At 69.3% G+C, this 18,509-nt stretch carries 14 protein-coding genes and 1 tRNA gene; 3 read left to right on the forward strand and 12 right to left on the reverse strand.

Annotation, left to right across the window (positions count from 1 at the left end):
- Positions 1-149: 149 nt before the first annotated feature.
- The 6 genes from LC452_RS12880 to LC452_RS12905 form a co-directional block, all read right to left on the reverse strand.
- The gene (locus tag LC452_RS12880) at positions 150-1,604 is read right to left on the reverse strand and encodes an LCP family protein (RefSeq protein WP_223625963.1); all 1,455 of its coding nucleotides are present in this window, start codon (positions 1,602-1,604) and stop codon (positions 150-152) included.
- Positions 1,601-2,068, reverse strand: coding sequence for a 5-(carboxyamino)imidazole ribonucleotide mutase (gene purE / locus LC452_RS12885; protein WP_223627657.1), 468 nt, complete (start codon positions 2,066-2,068; stop codon positions 1,601-1,603). The genes LC452_RS12880 and purE overlap by 4 nt, the downstream gene beginning before the upstream one ends.
- Before the next feature lie 116 nt (positions 2,069-2,184).
- A complete protein-coding gene (locus LC452_RS12890; protein WP_223625965.1) occupies positions 2,185-3,309 on the reverse strand; it encodes a 5-(carboxyamino)imidazole ribonucleotide synthase in 1,125 nt (374 codons plus the stop codon).
- A gap of 89 nt (positions 3,310-3,398) precedes the next feature.
- A complete protein-coding gene (locus LC452_RS12895) occupies positions 3,399-3,917 on the reverse strand; it encodes a PH domain-containing protein (RefSeq protein ID WP_223627659.1) in 519 nt (172 codons plus the stop codon).
- 91 nt (positions 3,918-4,008) lie between these two features.
- Entirely contained in the window at positions 4,009-4,779 is a 771-nt protein-coding gene (locus tag LC452_RS12900; RefSeq protein ID WP_223625966.1) for a biotin--[acetyl-CoA-carboxylase] ligase, read from the reverse strand.
- Positions 4,776-6,059, reverse strand: coding sequence for a CDP-glycerol glycerophosphotransferase family protein (locus tag LC452_RS12905; protein WP_223625968.1), 1,284 nt, complete (start codon positions 6,057-6,059; stop codon positions 4,776-4,778). Before LC452_RS12905 ends, LC452_RS12900 begins: the two co-directional genes overlap by 4 nt.
- Positions 6,060-6,163: 104 nt before the next feature.
- Here LC452_RS12905 and LC452_RS12910 point away from each other — a divergent pair, with 104 nt between their 5' ends.
- Entirely contained in the window at positions 6,164-7,189 is a 1,026-nt protein-coding gene (locus LC452_RS12910; RefSeq protein WP_223627661.1) for a glycosyltransferase family 2 protein, read from the forward strand.
- A gap of 15 nt (positions 7,190-7,204) precedes the next feature.
- Here LC452_RS12910 and LC452_RS12915 read toward each other — a convergent pair whose 3' ends face one another.
- Genes LC452_RS12915 through LC452_RS12925 form a run of 3 tightly spaced genes read right to left on the reverse strand, consistent with a single transcriptional unit; the run spans position 7,205 to position 11,550 of the window.
- Positions 7,205-8,641 (reverse strand): CDP-glycerol glycerophosphotransferase family protein, encoded by a 1,437-nt coding sequence (locus LC452_RS12915; protein ID WP_223625970.1) that lies wholly within the window; start codon positions 8,639-8,641, stop codon positions 7,205-7,207.
- On the reverse strand, positions 8,638-9,891 hold the full coding sequence (locus tag LC452_RS12920; protein WP_223625971.1) for a CDP-glycerol glycerophosphotransferase family protein: 1,254 nt from the start codon (positions 9,889-9,891) through the stop codon (positions 8,638-8,640). Before LC452_RS12920 ends, LC452_RS12915 begins: the two co-directional genes overlap by 4 nt.
- A 42-nt stretch (positions 9,892-9,933) precedes the next feature.
- Positions 9,934-11,550 (reverse strand): S1C family serine protease, encoded by a 1,617-nt coding sequence (locus LC452_RS12925; RefSeq protein ID WP_223625973.1) that lies wholly within the window; start codon positions 11,548-11,550, stop codon positions 9,934-9,936.
- A gap of 98 nt (positions 11,551-11,648) precedes the next feature.
- On the opposite strand from LC452_RS12925, the gene LC452_RS12930 reads away from it, so the two are divergent.
- A complete protein-coding gene (locus tag LC452_RS12930; protein WP_223625975.1) occupies positions 11,649-12,851 on the forward strand; it encodes an aminotransferase class I/II-fold pyridoxal phosphate-dependent enzyme in 1,203 nt (400 codons plus the stop codon).
- A 14-nt stretch (positions 12,852-12,865) separates the two neighbouring features.
- On the opposite strand, the gene LC452_RS12935 is transcribed toward LC452_RS12930, so the two are convergent.
- Positions 12,866-13,675: a carbon-nitrogen hydrolase family protein gene (locus tag LC452_RS12935; protein WP_223625977.1), complete on the reverse strand. Its 810-nt coding sequence runs from the start codon at positions 13,673-13,675 to the stop codon at positions 12,866-12,868.
- 78 nt (positions 13,676-13,753) lie between these two features.
- Here LC452_RS12935 and LC452_RS12940 point away from each other — a divergent pair.
- Positions 13,754-13,827: transfer RNA gene (locus LC452_RS12940), tRNA-Met, on the forward strand.
- Between the two features lie 89 nt (positions 13,828-13,916).
- On the opposite strand, the gene LC452_RS12945 is transcribed toward LC452_RS12940, so the two are convergent.
- Positions 13,917-15,410 carry a cytosine permease gene (locus LC452_RS12945; protein WP_223625978.1) on the reverse strand — a complete coding sequence of 498 codons (1,494 nt, stop codon included), beginning with the start codon at positions 15,408-15,410 and terminating at the stop codon, positions 13,917-13,919.
- Positions 15,411-15,566: 156 nt separating this feature from the next.
- Positions 15,567-18,491, reverse strand: coding sequence for a UPF0182 family protein (locus LC452_RS12950; RefSeq protein WP_223625980.1), 2,925 nt, complete (start codon positions 18,489-18,491; stop codon positions 15,567-15,569).
- Positions 18,492-18,509 lie beyond the last annotated feature (18 nt).

Consider the following 18,509-nt stretch of genomic DNA (forward strand, 5'->3'; position numbering starts at 1 on the left):
CCACGACCTCTTCTTCTCGAGGGAGACGGTCGTGGGCTGCGGCGCGCCCGCGTGTCGAGGTCCGCTGACCTCCGCGCGGGCCTCTTCCCCGCGGCGGAACTCCGCCCGGCGGCATCCCGCCGGGCGGAACCTCCGCGCAGCGGGCCCGATCAGGGCGTCGGCGTCGGCGTCTCCGTCGGCGGATGCAAAGCCGTCCGGATCATCTGCTGGATGTAGGCGTAGTCGGGCTGGTGCTCATCGACTCCCGATTCCGGGGTGAGCTCGATCGACGTGACCGGTTGCTCCTTCGCCTTGAGCATGAGGTCGAAGAACTCCGGCAGCTTGTCCTGCGGCAGGTCGGTGCTGATGAGAGCCGTTCCCGCCGCTGCCACCTCGTTGAAGCGCGTGAGCACCGTCTGCGGGGTGAACTGGGCGAGGATCGCCTCCTGCAGCTCGCGCTGGCGCTTCATCCGGTCCCAGTCGCTGGTCGTGTAGCGCGAGCGGGCGTACCACTGGGCGGTGTCGCCGTCCATGGTCTGCTGGCCGGGCTCGATCCACCCGATCGCCCACTCGTTCACATCCGTGCCGTGCCAGTTCTCCGGCGGGCCGCCCTTGGGAAGTCGCTCGGTGACGTTGATGTCGACGCCGCCCAGGGCGTCGACGAGTTGAGCGAAACCGTGCATGTCGACGAAGACGTAGTAGGGGATCTTGATCCCGAGCACGCCTTCGGCGGCATCCTTCGTGGCCTCGATGCCCGGGTCCGATCCCTGCGCGACGGCGTCGGGGTAGAGCCCCGCCCCCTGGTCCTCACGGCAGATCTCGGCGGCATTGCGCACGTGGTTCATCCACCCGTTCCAGCCGCAGGTCGACGAGCCGTGCCCCTCGAACCCGTTCGGGTACAGCGCCTGCATCGGGCTGCCCTCGCTGAACGGCGCGTTGGGCAGCTCGCGCGGGATACCGGTGATAGTCACGGCTCCCGTGTCGGCGTTGACGGACACCACCGAGATGCTGTCGAACCGCATCGAGTCGCGCCCGTCGCCGCTGTCGGCGCCCAGGAGCAGGATGTTGTAGTACCCGTCATCGGGCGGAAGGCTCGGTCCACTCTGACCGAAAATGGTGCTGATGGTGCTGCGGGTCGATCCCACGACGGTCGCCGCGTACCCGGCGCCGCCGCCCACGAGGCCCAGCAGGATCAGTGCCACGACGGGAATCGCGAAGCGCGAAGCGCCGGGAACCCTCACGAGGCGCACCAGGCGCAGCGCGTCGAAGGTCAGCACGATCCACAGCACGACGTAGGCGACCAGCAGGATCTGCACGATCGTGAGCACCGCCGCCGAGACGAACCCTCCGCCGATGGTGAGCCACAGCAGCACCGGCCGCGCGAACAGGCCGAGCCCCGCGGCGACGACCACGAGGAACCAGGCGAGGAGTGTGGCGCCGAGGCCGATTCGTCCGAGACGCCGGTTTCCCGCGAGGACCTGCGCCGAGCCCGGCACCAAGAGGTTCAGCGCGACGAGCCACCAGCCGCGCTTGGCCATCATCCCCTGATCGGAGGAGTCCGGATGCCGCAGCGGCCGGGTCTCGATCAGCGGGCGCCCGGTCACGCGCGGCGGCGCAAGCGTCACAGCGAGCCCTTCAACCGTTCATTCTTCTCCTCGACCTGCGCTTCGAGGTCGCGCGCGAAGCTCTCGACGCGGTCGGCGAGGTCGGGATCAGAAGTGCCCAGGATCCGGGCGGCGAGCAGCCCGGCGTTGCGTGCGCCGCCGATCGAGACGGTCGCGACGGGGATGCCCGCCGGCATCTGCACGATCGACAGCAGAGAGTCCATGCCGTCGAGATACGCGAGCGGCACGGGAACCCCGATGACCGGCAGCGCCGTCATCGATGCGACCATCCCCGGCAGATGGGCTGCTCCCCCGGCGCCGGCGATGATCACCCGGACGCCGCGGGCCCTGGCCTCGCGGGAGTACGACATCAGCTTGTCCGGTGTGCGATGGGCCGAGACGACCTCCACCTCATGCGGGATGCCGAAGTCCGTGAGCGCCTGGGATGCGTCGCTCATGACACGCCAGTCGGAGTCAGATCCCATGATGACGCCGACCAGCGGTGCGGCGGCGGAGTGCAGTGGCTCGGTCACCAGATCAGGCTACGGTCTGCTGCTGTGAGAAGCCCCCAACGGCACACCTGTTGACCGGTGTCCGGCACTCAGTCGAAGTGCGCGGCAGCGGCCCTGGCCACGTACACGACGTCGTCGAGGTCGTCGCCCGAGACGTTGACGTGACCGACCTTGCGACCCGGTCGCGGCGCCTTGCCGTAGGTGTGGATCTTCGCCGTGGGGTGCTCCACCATCGCGGCGGCGAATCGCTCGTCGAGTGTGCCCTCGGTGGGGCCTCCGAGGATGTTCACCATCACGGACCATGCCGAGCGTGGCGCGGTGCTGCCGAGCGGAAGATCGGCCACGGCGCGCAGATGCTGCTCGAACTGCCCGGTGACCGCACCGTCCTGCCCCCAGTGACCGCTGTTGTGCGGCCGCATCGCGAGCTCGTTCACGAGGATCCGCTCGTCGTCGGTCTCGAAGAGCTCGACGGCCAGCATGCCGGTCACAGCCAGGCCTTCGGCGATCGTCCGGCCGATCTGCTCGGCGACCTGGGAGAGCCGCTCCGTCGCGGCAGGCGCGGGGGCGATCACCTCGGCGCACACGCCGCCGCGCTGCACCGTCTCGACGACGGGGTAAGCGACGATCTGACCGCTGGGGCGACGCGCGACCTGCTGCGCGAGCTCTCGGACGAACGGCACGAGCTCCTCCACGAGCAGCGCCTCTCCCTCGGCCACGGCATCGAGCCAGTCCTGGGCCTCCGCCGCCGCGCGGACGACCCGCACGCCCTTGCCGTCGTATCCGCCGCGAGGCGTCTTGACGACGCCGCTGCCGTCGTGCTCATCGAGGAAGGCCTGAAGCTCGTCCGCGCTGCGCACCGCCGCCCACTCGGGCTGCGGGATGCCGAGCTCGGTGAGGCGCGCGCGCATCACGAGCTTGTCCTGCGCGTACTGCAGCGCGTCCGGTCCCGGGTGCACCGCGACGCCCTCGGCGACGAGAGCCCGCAGCACGTCCTGAGGCACGTGCTCATGATCGAAGGTGACCACGTCGACGTCGGCCGCGAAGGCACGCACGGCATCGATGTCGCGGTAGTCGCCGACGGCGGTCGCCGCGAGCTGGGCGGACATGCCCTCGTCCTCCGCGAGCACTCGCAGGTCGAGTCCCAGTTCGACCGCCGGAGCGATCATCATCCGGGCCAGCTGTCCTCCGCCGATCACGCCCACACGCAGCGCCATGTGCCGCCTCCATTCGTCCGAACCCATTCTCGCGCACGGAGGCGGTCCCGTACGACACGTGTGCGCCGTCGTGCGTCGAGGCCGCCGGATCAGACGATGTCGTGGCTCTCCGTGGTGCCCTGCGCGTCGCGATGCGCGAGGATCTGGCCGACCTCGATCTGGTCGGCCAGCGTCTCGTGGACGAGGGTGACGTTCGGCACGTTCGGCAGACGCAGCGGCGCGTCGACGCCGTTGGAGAGAGTGATGGTCCCCGCGCCCCACAGCCGCTGCAGCGGTCCGCGACGGACGGCGATCGTGTACCCCCTGGCGTGCGACATCTCACGACGCTGCCGGGCACCGATCCCGTGGTGCGCGATGACTCTGCGGGTGGTCACCGTGGTGCTGCGGGAGAACCAGACGATGTACGGCACCACCACGACGAGAAGGACGAGAACACCGGCGGCCGTCAGCAGCATCCAGTTCTCGAGCCCCGCGGGCAGGTTGTCGTAGAAGAACGCGGTCGCCCCGAACGACGCGATGAGCACGAGCGCAGACCAGAAGAGCCGGCGGGCATGGCCACGGAAGCGTGCGATCATCAGTTCCTCGGTCGGCGCACCGGGCGGCGGCATCACCGGCCGGCCTCCGAGCGTCACGGGCTGAGTCACCCCACCATTGTGCCCGTCATCTGCGACATTGCCGTCTGCGTGACGGCGTGTCAGTTCAGGCGGGACGCACGTGGACGACGTCTCCCGCCGAGACGGCGTGCACCGTCCCGTCGGCGGAGACGAGCAGACGCCCCTCGGCGTCCAGCGCCGTCGCCACGCCCTCGAGCGACTGATCGCCCGGGAGCAGGACGCGGATGGGGAGACCGAGGGTCGCGCAGAGGGCGGTCACCGCACCGTGCAAGCCGCTCGCGATCGCGTCGTCCGCGGCGGCGAGCGCCGAGATGTGCGCGTCGAGGGCGTGCAGGTAGTCCGCGACCAGTCCGTCTTCATCGACGTCGACACCGAGGACGGCGAAGGACGTCGCCGTCGGCACCGGGAGCTGCTCGGCGGTCATGGCGGTGTTGACGCCGGAACCGACGATGACGGCATCCGCCGTCGCCTCCGCGAGGATGCCGCAGATCTTGCGGCCGTCGACGAGCACGTCATTGGGCCATTTGACGGCCACCTCGTGCCCGGGGAGCTGCGCGGCGACGGCCTCGGCCATTGCCGCTCCTGCTGCCAGGGGGATCCATCCGCGCGCGGCCGGGGCTGCGGGCAGCGCGCGCAGGAGGACCGAGATCGCGAGAGACGCCCCGGCCGGAGCCACCCAGGTGCGGTCGAGACGCCCGCGGCCCGCCGTCTGGTTGCGCGTGATCAGGGCGGAAAGGTGGGGCCAGCGCTCGAGGTCATCCGCGCGCTCGCGAAGATCCGCGTTCGTCGAGCCGGTCTCCTCCCGCACCTCCAGGTGCGATGCCGTTGCGCGGGCGCGCGCGAAATCGCCGCTCATGCGTCCTCCTCGTCTGCCTCTTCGTCGTCGTCGTCCTCGTCCTCGCGGATGGCGCCGACCTCGTGCGCCTGCCACTGCTCCCACTCCTGCATGAGGGTCTCGACGGCGGCGTGGAACTTCTCGGTGGCGACGCCCGGCGTCGTGTCTCCGAAGTAGTGCTGCACCCACATCCGCAGACGGGCGACGGCCGCGTCATCGGCGCGCACGCGCTCGACCTCGGTCACGATGCGGGAAGCGCCCTCGACGGTGAGCCACTCGCAGTCCGCGAGGTAGCCGGTCGTGTCGATCGAGGCGCGCTCGTCGGCGGGGCGCGTGATCATGAGGGGTTTGCCCGCGGCGAGACGGTCGTAGACCATGGCCGAGATGTCGACGATGGCGACGTCGGCCGCGGAGAGCTGCCAGCCGAGTTCCGCGCCATGGTCGTAGACGTGCTGGGCGGTCGGGTCGGCCGAGTTCGCCGCGTTGATCGCGGAGATGATCCGGCGGTGCGCAGCACCGTACGCCTCATCGACCACGCCGCTTCGCGGGTGCGGACGATAGATCACCCGATGCGCACCGGTCGCCAGCAGCTTCTTGACGAGTGCCTCACCGTGCGTCGCGATCGATCCGTAGAGCGCGCTCGGGCGGTCCCCCTCCCACGTCGGCGCGTAGAGCACCACGGTGCGCTCGTCCGGCGTGTACGGCAGAGTCCCGGAGTAGTGATCCGCCTGAGGGCGGCCGATGTCCATGGTGCGGCGGTCGACGTCGTAGTCCCAGAGCGTGCGGGAGAGCCGGTCGCGCGCGGCCTGGCCTGCCACGAAGGCGTAGTCGTACGCCTTGTACTGGTTGGTGGTCATGTACATCTTGTCGGACTCGCCGTGGTTGATGAACACGTGCCAGCGGCGCCCGTAGCGGAACATCTGGAAGTTGCGGGTGTTCTGGTTGACGTACAGCACGACACGGATGTCCTGCTGCGCGATGAACCTCTCGAGGTCACGCACCTTCGGCACGAACGCGACGGGCGGGCCGTCCTCATCGAGCAGCTTCTCGGCGCCGGTCGCGGACCGCGAGAGCACCACCACGGGCCAGCGCTTCGAGAGCTCGGCGAGAGGCCGGTACCACTGCCGCATCTGGTACATGTTCACGGCGCCGTCGGCGAAGTAGACCGCGACCTGGAAGTGATCGAGCGGATGCGGCTCGCGCTCGGCGAGGCGCCGCCGGACCCGCTGCACCGCGCTGCGGGACGCGAGCGCGCGCGTGAGGAGACGGTACGCCTTCTTGGCGTCAGACAATGCACCCATCCCTCCAGAATACGGAGATCAGGGAACGCCCGATGTCGCCGTGACATGATCGTCATGTGCCAGCCAACGAATCCGTCACGCCCGACGCCGGGGTGTCCTTCGTGATGCCGGTGCTCAACGAGCGGGCCTATCTCGAGCATGCCGTCGCATCCGTCCTCACGCAGGACGTCGACGGCCCCTCGGAGCTGGTCCTCGCGCTCGGACCGTCGACCGACGGGACGACCGAGCTCGCCGAGGGTCTCGCCGCGGCAGACGACCGCATCCGCCTGGTGCAGAACCCGGCCGCGCACATCCCCGTGGGGTTGAACGCCGCGATCCGTGCCAGTCGCTACGCGACGATCGTGCGGGTCGACGCCCACTCCGAACTCTCTCCCGGATATGCCGCCCGCGCCCTGGAGACCCTCGATCGCACGCAGTCCGCGAACGTGGGCGGCGTCATGCACGCCGAGGGGCGCACGCCGTTCCAGAAGGCGGTCGCCCGGCTGTACAACTCCCCCGTCGGCCTCGGCGGCGGCGCGTACCACGGCCGCACGCACGAGGGCGAGGCCGAATCCGCCTACCTCGGCGTCATGCGCCGTGAGGTGCTCGACGAGGTGGGGCTCTTCGACGAGTCGATCCGCCGCGGCGAGGACTGGGAGCTCAACCTGCGCATCCGCCAGGCAGGGCATCGCGTCTGGTTCGACCCGAACCTGTCCGTCACGTACTGGCCGCGCGAGAGCTGGCTCCGCCTCGCGCGGCAGTTCCGCGCCACCGGCGCCTGGCGTGGTGAGCTGGTTCGCCGGTTCGGCCGCAGCAACGGCATCCGCTACTTCGCGCCGCCCGCGCTCGTGCTGGTGGTCGTGCTCGCCATCGTCGTCGGCGCGCTGCAGCTCACCGGCGTGCTGAGCGGGGTCTTCTCGCTCGTGGCGTCGATCGTGGCCTACCTGCCGCTCGCGCTCTATCTGCTCCTCGTGATCGCCGTGGCCTTCGCGCCAGGCGGAGGCGGTCTGCGTCAGAAGCTGTGGACGCTGCTCGTGCTCCCGACCATGCACCTGTCGTGGGGCGTCGGATTCCTCGGCGGAGTCCTGCGCGGTGCGCGCGACACGGTCGACGCGTCGCGCCTGGGCACCCGCAACACGCCTCTGCCCTGACGGCGAGGCGCACGATCAGGGAGTGACGAACCCCAGATCGAGGATGCGGTCGACCACGCGACGGGCGGCATGACCGTCGTCGCGCTTGTTGAACTGGGCGCGCCACGCCTCGTACCGGCCGGCGTAGGAGGCTGCGTGACCGGTGTCGGCCAACGCGGCGGCGAGCTCGTCCTGCGTGCGCACGAGCGGGCCGGGGGCGCGCTCGGCGAGGTCGAAGTAGAAGCCGCGCAGCTGTCCGCGATAGTGATCGATGTCGGGCACGAGGAAGTACATCGGCTTGCCGGTGACACTGAAGTCGAACATCACCGAGGAGTAATCGGTGATGAGGGCGTCGGCCGCCAGGAGCAGCTGCGCGGTCTCGGGGTATCCGGTCACGTCGATGACCCTGGCTCCCGCGCGGTCGCGGCCCTGCTGCAGTGTGCGGGAGTGCCCGCGGACGAGCACCACGGCGTCAGCCTGCCGGGCGAGGAGCTCCGGGTCGATGAAGTCGACCATCTCGCTGCGATCGTCGCGCCAGGTCGGCGCGTACAGGAGCACCCGCTCCCCCTCGCCGATGCCCAGGGCCGTGCGGATCGCGGCCGGATCCCCGGTGATGAGCGCGTCGTTGCGGGGGTACCCCTCGACCCAGATCGGCCGGCCGAAGAACGCATATGCCTTGCGGAGAATGCGCTCGGAGTAGGTGTTCTGCGCGAGCAGCACGTCCCACCGTCGTGACTCCTTCACCACGGCCGCCATCCGTCGCGGGTCGAACCCGGGACGGTGCAGGGCGAGCCGCTTGAGCGGAGTGCCGTGCCAGGTCTGCAGCACTTTCTGCCCGGGCTTGCGCACGAAGCGACGGCGCAGCCAGTCGTTCACGACGAGCAGACGGGCGGCGCCCCGCGCATGCCACCACTCGGGACTTCCCTCGACGACGGCAATCGCGCCCTCCGGAACCGCGACCGAGAGGTCCACGACGCTCCAGTATCGCCGCACCTCGGGCGCGCGAGCAGCGAGCTCCCGGTCGATCGCCTGCGGGTTGCAGCCGACGCTGCGGCCGTAGAAGCTCTCGAAGAACACCGCGTTCTCTGTGCCGCCGGACTGGGCCACGTAGCGCCCTTCGAGCGTCGACTGCCCTTCGACCGTCTCGTACACCGGAGAGATCGGCGCGGCGATGCGCACCGCTCCGCCGTCGACGGCGATCCGGAGGCCCGTCATCACGACCGGCGCGACCTGCAGCCCGTCGAGATCGGTGTCGGCGATGCGCAGCTCGTACTCCCCCGACGGAAGCGGCAGCTCCGGACCGCCCCATCGCGACGCCTGCAGCGGGAACGTCGCCTTCCAGGTCTTGCCGCCACCCGTGAGGCGTGCGTCGACGCGCGCCCGGGGTCCGACCAGCTCTGCCGTCGCCGGTCGCTGACCGGTCCCTGCGATGATCAGCGCTTCCGCCGCCTCATCGATCCGGGCCGTTGTCATGCTGCTCCCTTCGGTGCGGGGATCCCCCGCGCGCGGATTGCCTGATACACCCGATCGGTGTTGCGTCCGTCTCGATATGCGTGCATCTCCGCGCTGAGCGTAGCGGACCGGACGGACTCCGCGTCGTATGCGGCCTCATCGGACAGCAGCACCCGCAGCTGCACGAGCAGCTCGGACCACGATGCGGCGGCGTCCGGCCCCGCGACATCCTCGAACCGCCCGTAGAAGCCGCGCGTGCGCGCGTACTCGGACGCATCCGGAGCCAGGTAGAGCACTGGCGTCGCCAGGAGCCCGACGTCGTAGGCGAGCGATGAGTAGTCGGTGATCAGCACGTCGAGGGCCGGCAGCACGGGCGTCACGTCGGCGAGCAGCGATGCTCCCAGCATCCGCACCCTCCGACTCGGGAGGGGCGGAGCGTAGCCGCCCTCACCGAGCGGATGCGATCGCACGAGCAGGACCGCATCGTTCTCCTTGAGCATGCGGATGATCCGCACCCACTCGGATGCCGACGGCACGGCTGGGTCTTCGGCGCCGTCGCGCCACGTCGGGGCGTAGAGGATCGTGCGCGCCCCCGGGGGGAGGTCGCCGAGAACGCGACCGAGCAGAGCGGATGCCGCGGCTCTGCGCTCCTCGATCGATCCGGCCGACAGGACGTCGACACGCGGTTCGCCCGTCACGACCACGCGGTCGTCGCCCAGGCCGAAAGCGGACTCCAGGCGCCCCCTCGAGCGATGGGAGGCGGCGGGCAGGACCCTGATGCGCTGGGCGGCCCCGCGGTACAGCAGACCGACGACCCGGCGCAGAAGGGGTGCTCCCGGCACGTTCGGCACCTGCGTGGTGGCCGGTGAGTCGAGGCCGATCCGCTTGAGCGGGATGCCGTGCCAGAGCTGCACGACGAAGGCTCCGCCGTTGGCGTAGCGGTTGACGTCGCCGAGGCCGTGCGTGACGACGAGCACGCTGGCGCGGGCGGTCGCCCACCAGCCGCGCAGTCCGCTCTTGCGCAGAGTGCGGATGCCGAGCGCCGCGGCATCCTGATCCTCACGGGCCGACGAGGTGAGCCACAGGGTGTCGTGCCCGGTATCGGCCGCATATCTCTGCAGGGCCAGAGCGCCGTCGCCGATACCTGCCCCGCATCCGAAGACCCAGCGGCGCCCGCGCGGGACGAGGAAGGTGCCCATGCGCCCTATGGCATACAGCGGGATCCGGAGCAGCTTGGCCGCATTGCCGGTGCCGAAAGAGAAGGACGCCACCCCGCGAGCCTATCGCGGGGTGGCGTCCTTCTCGGTGCGGGGTCAGCCGGCGAGCTCGCCGAGCGTCACCTCGAGTTCGCCTTCCTTGCCGCCGCGGACGTAGGTGACCTTGGCGTCGCTGCCGGCGGCCGCCGCGCGCACCTGCGCGGTGAGGTCGCTGGCGCTGGTGATCGGGACGCCGTTGAACGCCGTGACGACGTCGTCGGCCTTGAGACCGGCAGCCGCCGCCGCTCCGCCGTCGGTGACGTCGGCGATGTACGCACCGGCCACATTCGCACCCTCGACGCTCGCGGCGTCGCGGACCGATGCTCCGAGCAGCCCATGCGTGGCCGTGCCGTCGGCGATGATCTCGTCGGAGACCCGCTGAGCGATGTTCGAGGGGATCGCGAAGCCGATGCCGATCGAACCCGACTCCTCGGAGCTTCCCGAGCTCGCGATCGCGACGTTGACGCCGATCAGCTCGCCCTTGCTGTTGACGAGCGCACCTCCGGAGTTGCCGTGGTTGATCGCGGCATCCGTCTGGATCACGGCGATCGAGATCGAGTCGCTCGACTGCTGCCCGGTGCTGCCGGGGATGTCGAACTGGAACGGCCCTTCACCCTGACCCTGGTCCTCGGGCGTCTGCTGTTGCTCCTGAGGAGCATCTTCCGAGGACGAGTCGGGCAGCGCCGAGGAGGCGATCTGGATGCTGCGGTTGAGTGCGCTCACGATGCCGGTGGTGACCGAGTTCGCGAGGCCGAGAGGTGCGCCGAGCGCGACGGCGGTGTCGCCGACGTTGAGCTTCGACGAGTCGGCGAACTCGATGGGCGTGAGGCCGTCCGCGTCCGTCAGCTTGATCACGGCGAGGTCGTAGATCGGGTCGGTGCCGACCACGGTGGCCTCGAAGATGCGGCCGTCGGACGTGGTGACGCGGATGCTGGGGTCGGCCACAGCTCCGCCGAGAGTCACGACGTGGGTGTTGGTGAGGACGTAGCCGTCATCGCTGATGATCACACCCGAGCCGCTGCCGGCCTGGTCGGATCCTGCCACCTCGATCGTGACGACCGAAGGCAGTGCGGCCGTCGCGACCGCGGTGGTCTCGTTGACGGAGCCCGGGTTGTTGACGGTCACGGTCTGCGGTCCGCTGGCGGTTCCGCCGGTGGGCTGATCCTGGAGACCGCTGAGCAGCGCGCCGCCGCCGAAGCCCGCGACGCCGCCGACGAGGGCCGCCGCGACGATGAACGCCGCGAACTTCGCGCCGCCCCTCGACTTGGGCTCCTTGGTCTTGGTGCCGTCGGCCGGAACGCCGGCGAAGCCGAGCGGTGCCGTGCCGTCCAGCGGCTGCGTGGGCTGCGTGTGCGCGGTCGCCGTCGGGATGCCGAAGGCGGCTCCCGATGCCGAGGCCGTCGCGTGCGCCGGGTGAGGGGCGACGAAGGGCTGCGGCGCGATGTGCGTCGCCGCGGCAGGTGACGGCGTGACCGCCGACTGCGCTGCCGGGGCGGCGGGCGCCTGCGACGTGAAGGTCGACGGCACCTCGTGTCCGTGCGCCGGCGCGGCCGGTGCGGTGTTCTCGGGGGTAGCCGGAGCCGCCGACTGAGCGGCGCCCTCTGCTGCCGGGGCGGACGGCACGACGTCGTTCGACGCGGGTGCCGAGTGGTTCTGGGTGTCGTCTTCGTTCATGGTGTGCTCCTTCATCAACGCCCCTTCAGACTGCCGCCTGTATCTGTGCGTTTCGTATGGCGAAGATGAGTTTCAGCTATGGCCTTAGCCTGTTCTTCATGAATGTCATTCCCGGCGCATGGCGGCGCACGGCGGCCGGTGCAGGTCTGCTCGCCGCAGACGGAACCGTCGCACCTACGATCTTCGCAGAGATGTCGGCGGCAGCGGCCAGAACCGGCGCGATCAATCTCGGCCAGGGTTTCCCCGACGAGGACGGTCCGTCGGCGGTCCTGGAGGCGGCTCGTCAGGCCATCGCCGACGGGGTGAACCAGTATCCGCCCGGGCGCGGCATCCCCGATCTCCTCGCGGCGATCAGCGAGCATCAGCTCCGGTTCTACGGGCTGGAGGTCGACCCGGCGACCGAGGTCATCGTCACGGCCGGCGCGACCGAGGCGCTCACGGCCAGTCTGCTCGCGCTGATCGACGGTCCCGATGACGAGGTCGTCGTCTTCGAGCCGTACTACGACTCCTATGCCGCTGCGGTGGCGCTGGCGGGTGCGCGACTGCGTACGGTGCCGCTGCGCGCTCCGGACTTCCAGCCCGATCTCGACGAGCTCGCCGCCGCAGTCACGGATCGCACCCGCATCATCCTCGTGAACGACCCGCACAATCCCACCGGAGCCGTCTTCGGAGCCGATGTGCTCACCGAGGTCGTCCGTCTGGCCGAGCAGCACGACGCGATCATCATCACCGACGAGGTCTACGAGCACCTCGCGTTCCACGGCCCGCACACGCCGATCGCGACCCTCCCCGGCGCTGCGGAGCGGACGCTCACGATCTCGTCCGCAGGCAAGACCTTCTCGGCGACCGGCTGGAAAATCGGCTGGGTCCACGGTCCGGCCGCGCTGATCACGGCCGTCCTCACGGTGAAGCAGTACCTCACGTACGTCAACGGATCGCCGTTCCAGCCGGCCGTCGCGGTCGGCCTTCGTCTGGACGATGCCTACTTCACGGGTGCGGCGTCGGCGCTCGCCCGCAAGCACGAGATCCTGGGCGACGGACTGCGGGCCGCCGGATTCACGGTGCACACGCCGCAGGGCGGCTATTTCACGGTCGCGGACGCCACGGCGCTGGGAGGCGCGGATGCCGCGGCATTCTGCCGTGCCCTGCCGGAGCGCGCGGGCGTGGTCGCGATCCCGTTGACCGCTTTCGTGTCGGAAGGACGACGTGGCGAGTACGGCGGCCTGGTCCGCTTCGCCGCCTGCAAGCGCGTCGAGGTGCTCGAAGAGGCCGCGTCGCGTCTCGCTGCGCTGGCCGGCTGAGGGGCGACTCCGCCTCAGCGGGGCACGACGGCGTAGCGCCGCACCCGCAGCGACGGGTTGACGGACCGGACCCGGTCGATCGCGGCTCGCTCGACCGGCGCGACGGCGATGCCCTCGGTCGTCCCGACCCCGGCGATCACGACACCCTGCGGATCGACGATCTGCGAATGCCCGACCCCGATCGGGGTGGGGTGGTCGGCGGCGACGACGTAGACCGTGTTCTCGATCGCCCGCGCAGCGAGGAGGGTCGTCCAGTGGTGCTCCTTGAGCGGACCGCGCACCCACTCCGCCGGCACGACGAGCACATCGGCATCCGCATCGACGAGCGTGCGCGCCAGCTCCGGGAACCGCAGGTCGTAGCAGGTCATCAGGCCTAAGCGCAGGCCCCCGAGCTCGAACGTCGACGGCTCCCCCGGGTCACCGGGCTCGACCCAGTCCGACTCCGTCTGCCCGAAGGCGTCGTACAGGTGCTCCTTGCGATAGACCGCGAGGATGCCGTCGCCGCGCACCGCCACGACCGTGTTGCGGACGCGGTGGCCGTCGGTGGCGCGCTCCGCGAGGCCGGCGACGATGACGACGGCGTAGTCGGCGGCCAGAGCGGTGAGAGTCGCGATGAATTCGCCGTCGAGTTCTTCGGCGTTCGCCGCGAGGGTCGCGTCCATCGGATCCACGAAGTAGCTCGAGTACTCCGGGAACACGATCAGCTTCGCGCCACGCGCCGCGGCATCCGCTGTGAGCGCGGCGATCCGCTCACGATTGTCGGAACGGGATGCCGAAGGCGCGAACTGGCACACGGCGACGGACACGGCAGCGGTCTCGGACATGACCTCATCCTCTCGCATCGGCGAGGGGCCCGCTCGATTGGCCGCCTCTCCGAATCCGTGATAAGTTACTTCTTGTGCCGCGGGGTGGAGCAGTTCGGTAGCTCGCCGGGCTCATAACCCGGAGGTCGCAGGTTCAAATCCTGTCCCCGCAACGAGAATGCGACACAAGAAAGGCCCCTGATCAGGAGAAATCCAGATCAGGGGCCTTTCGCTTTTCCCCATGGGGACCACGGAAGAGGCCTCAGCCACGCTCCGCACCGAACGTCACGGAGCGCACGCCCATCGCTTCGGCCTCATCTCGGGCGAGCCGGCGCTCGGCATCGAGATCCAGCCCGCGCGCGAGCAGTACGTAGGCGACGGCAGAGACGACGAGTCCGACGAACAGCGCGATGTCGATGCCGCCGATCGCCGTGGCGAGCGGTCCGGTGAACCAGGTCGTCACGACGAATGGGATCATCGCCGCGATGCCGATGACGTAGGCGGTGATGCCCCGCCAGCCCCACGCGCCGTAGATGCCGTGCGGGCGGAACATCTCGGCGACGGCGTAGCGCCCGCGGCGCACGAAGTAGTAGTCGACGAGGTTGACCGAGGTCCACGGCACGAGCACATAGAGCAGGACGACGAGGAAGCTTCCGAACGAGTCGAGGAACTCCCCCGTAGAGAACGCGGCACCCAGCAGGCCGCCGAGGCCGATGATGCTGCAGGCCACGATGCGGGCGAAACGCGTCGGCCGCACGGAGCGGAACGAGTCGGCCACGGTGATGAGCTCGATGCTCGCAGCGTAGATGTTGATCGTGATCACTGTGATCAATGCGGGGAGCGCCGACCACAGCAGCACCGCCCCTGCGCCGGGCACGATCGCGTCCGCCGCCGCCGTGATCGCCTCGACGGGGTCCATATCCGCGAAGAGCGAGGCGACGAACGCGCCGAGGATCATGAGCCAACCTGCGCCGACGATCACGCCCGAGGACGTGTAGAACAGCGCCTGGCGCGGGCTCGTCTGGGGCGGGAGGTACCGCGAGTAGTCCGACACATACGGGGCCCACCCGAGGGCGTACGCGGCGGCAGCGGCGAATTGCACCAGGAATGCCGGCCAGCTGATGTCGCCCAGCGAGAAGTCGGCCGCCGTGAGCGGCAACGCGAAGAGCGCCACGACCGTGAACACGCCGAAGGTCGCGAGGAACAGCCAGGTGAGCCACTTCTGCACGCGATGGATCCAGTGGTACCCGACGATCGCCAGGGTGAGCGCGAGCGCGGTGATGAGGACGTACCATCCGGCGCCCGCATCCACACCGGTCGTCGCGGTGAGCACCTGGCCGGCGAGTAGCTGGTTGAAGATGTTGAATCCGACGATGCTGGCGACGACCACGAGGCACACGATAGCGACGCCTCGGTAACCGAACTGCGCCCGCGACTGGATCATCTGCGGCAGCCCGAGCTGCGGCCCCTGGGCGGAGTGGAAGGACGTGAACACGGTGCCGACGCAGACACCGAGCACGATCGCGACGAGGGACACGAGGAAGTTCGCCCCCATGGCGACCCCGACCATGCCCGTCGCGAGTGTCGTGAGGTTCGCATTCGACATGAACCAGAGGGGGAACAGGCTCGAGGGCGTACCGGTGCGCTCGGTAAGCGGCACCCAGTCGATGGACTTGACCTCGATCCCCGACGTCGAGGGGAGGGCGACGGCGATCTGCACGGGGCCGGGCTCTGCCGGGTCGTTCTGCTCGTTCACGTTGCTCCATCGGGTCGGGTAGGACGCTCTGGATGCAACAGTAGGTGGCCACCTGCTCGCGTCCCATCCAGCGAATCCGATGGGAACCACAGGGTGAGCCGATACGCGAATCGGGCGCCCCCGAAGGGACGCCCGATTCGATTCAGCTGCGTGGGATCACTGACCCGCGGCGGTATCCAGTTCGAGGAGCTTCTCCACGGCCGCCGTGAGGCGCTTGTCGGCCGCTGCGAAGGCCTCGAGGTCTCCGGCCTTCAGCGCGGCGTCCCGATCGAGCAGCGCCTGCTGCGCCTCGGCGAGGGCTGTGGCCTCATCGCCCGTGGGGGCCGTCGGCTCGGTCGGGGTCTCGCCCTGGTCGGGATCCGGTGTGCCCTCCTCAGCCGGATCGGTCGGTTCCACCTGATCGTCACCACCGGTCGCGCCCGAGTCACCACCGAACAGCGTGTCGAGAGCCTCGGTGAGCGTGTCTTCGAAGGCGACGCGATCACCGAAGGCGACCAGCACCTTCTGCAGTCGCGGCAGCTGCGTGCCCTCGGAGGACTGGACGTACACGGGCTGCACGTACAGCAGACCGCCGCCGACCGGAAGCGTGAGCAGGTTGCCGTAGATGACCTCGGACTCGCCCTGCTGCAGCAGGTTCAGCTGCGGCACCACGGCCGTGTCGGAGTTGTAGGTGTTTTGCACCTGACCGGGGCCGGGCACAGTGGTGTCCGTGTCGATCTCCAGCATTCGGAGCTGGCCGTAGCCCTCCCCCTTGACGCCGGCTTCGGACCCGGCATCCGAGTCCACGGCCAGGTAGCCCATCAGCACGTCGCGACTGCCTCCCGCACCCTGCGACACGGGGATGAATGTCGAGAACATCGAGAAGCGCGGCTCGTCCTGGCCCGGCATCTTCATGGTCAGGTAGTACGGCGGCTGGAGCATCGCCTCGCTGCGCGGGTCGTTCGGCGTCTGCCACCGGTTGTCCTGCTGTGCGAAGGAGCCTGCCTTGTCGACGTGGTAGATGCCGAGCACGTCGCGCTGCACCTTGAACAGGTCGGTCGGGTAGCGGACGTGGCTCATCAGCTCGCCGGACATCTCGCTGATCGGCTTGACCGTCGACGGGTAGACCTTCTGCCAGGTCTTCAGCACCGGGTCTTCCTCGTCCCACGCGTACAGCGTGACCGAGCCGTCGTAGGCGTCGACCGTGGCCTTGACCGAGTTGCGGATGTAGTTGATGTCGTCGATCGCGAGCGTCGGCGACGGAACGTTCGAGTCGGCGATCGCGTCCGACAGGCTGACGCCCGTCGAGTACGGGTACGTCGAGCTCGTGGTGTAGCCGTCGACGATCCAGACGATGCGACCGTCCACGACGCTCGGGTACGGGTCGCTGTCGAGCTCGAGGTACGGCGCCACCTTCTGCACACGGGTCTTCGGGTCACGGTCGTAGAGGATCTGCGAGTCCTCGTTCACGAGGTTCGAGAAGAGGATCTGCTCGGACTGGAACTTCAGCGCGTAGAGCAGCTTCGTGAAGGTGTCGCCGACCTTGGGGCCGCCGTTCCCCTCGAAGGTCGTCTTCGTCTCGCTCGAGCCGTCCTTGCCGCGCGGGTAGTCGATCTCGGCCGGCTCGGAGTCCTTCGGGGCTCCGACGATCGAGTACTCCGGGGAGTTCTCGCCGAAGTAGACGCGGGGCTCGAAGTTCTCGCGGTCCGTGAGGAACCCGGAGGACGGGATGCCGCGCTCGAGGAAGACGGGCTCGCCGTCGCTCGTGCGCTGGTTGCCCGCCGCGGCGACGAGGCCGTAGCCGTGCGTGTAGACCGCGACGCGGTTGTTCCAGTTGTCGCCGTCGCCGAGGCCCGACATGTCGAGGTCTCGCACCGACACCACGGTGTCCTGCATCACGCCGTCGATCTCGTAGCGGTCGACGTCCATGTTCGTCTGGAACTGGTAGTACCCGCGGTACTGCTCGAGCTGACGGACGGTCGGCGGGATGACCTTCGGGTCCATGATGCGGATCGACGCGGTGGTCTCGGCGTCTTCGCGCAGCTGGCCGGCAGCGGCATCCGTCTCGGCCTCGAAGGCCGTGGTCTCGAGGTCGGCGACGCCGTAGGCCTCTTTCGTGCCGTCGATGTTCCGCTGGTAGTACTCCGCCTGGTACGCGTTCTGGTTCGGCTTGACCTGGAAGGTCGTGACGACCCACGGGTAGCCGACGCCCACGACGAGCGAGGCGACGAGGAGCAGCGCGGTCGCCGCGAGCGGGAAGCGCCAGCGGCCGATGGCCGCGGTCACGAAGAACAGCACGGCGACGACGGCGGCGATGATCGCGAGGATCGCGAGACCCGGGATCGTGGCGTTGACGCCGGTGTAGGCGGCACCCGTGATGCGGTCGTCGGGTGTGGTCAGGGTCTTGTACCGGTCGAGCCAGAGGCTCGCAGCCTGCACGAGCAGGTAGAGACCGGCGATCACCGCGAGCTGGATGCGGGCGGGCTTCGAGATGCGCAGCTCACCCTGACCGATGCGCACCGAGCCGTAGAGGTACGAGACGAGCGCGGTCACCAGCAGCGAGAGCAGGAGCACGGCCGAGACGAACGCGAGCAGGATCGAGTAGAACGGCATCGCGAACATGTAGAAGCCGGTGTCGATCCCGAACTGCGGGTCGACGTCGGAGGTCGCCACGCCGTTGGCCCACAGCCAGACGGTCTTCCACTGTCCGGCGGCCGCGAAGCCGGCGAACAGGCCGAAGAAGATCGGCATGCCCCACATCGCCAGACGGCGAAGGGGCTCGATGACCTCCTGGTACCGGTCCAGCTGCGAGCTGAGCCGCACGTAGACGGGTCGCAGGCGGTATGCCAGCTGGATCACGAGGAAGAGCGGCACGGCCATGCCCAGGAAGCCCACCACGAACATCACGGCGGTGGCGATCCACTGTGTGGTGAGGACGCCGGTGAAGCCCACCTGGTCGAACCAGAGGAACTCCGTGTAGAGCGAGGCGAACACGAAGAACGCCGCGATCAGTGCGGCGATGATCACCAGGGAGATGCCGAGGATGCGTCGGGAGGTTCGAGGCGTGGCCGGAGTCGGAGCTGAGGCTGAGTTCGAGGTCACCGTTCCATCCTAGGCGGG

It is taken from the genome of Microbacterium sp. EST19A, assembly GCF_019969685.1.
Classification (GTDB): Bacteria; Actinomycetota; Actinomycetes; order Actinomycetales; family Microbacteriaceae; genus Microbacterium.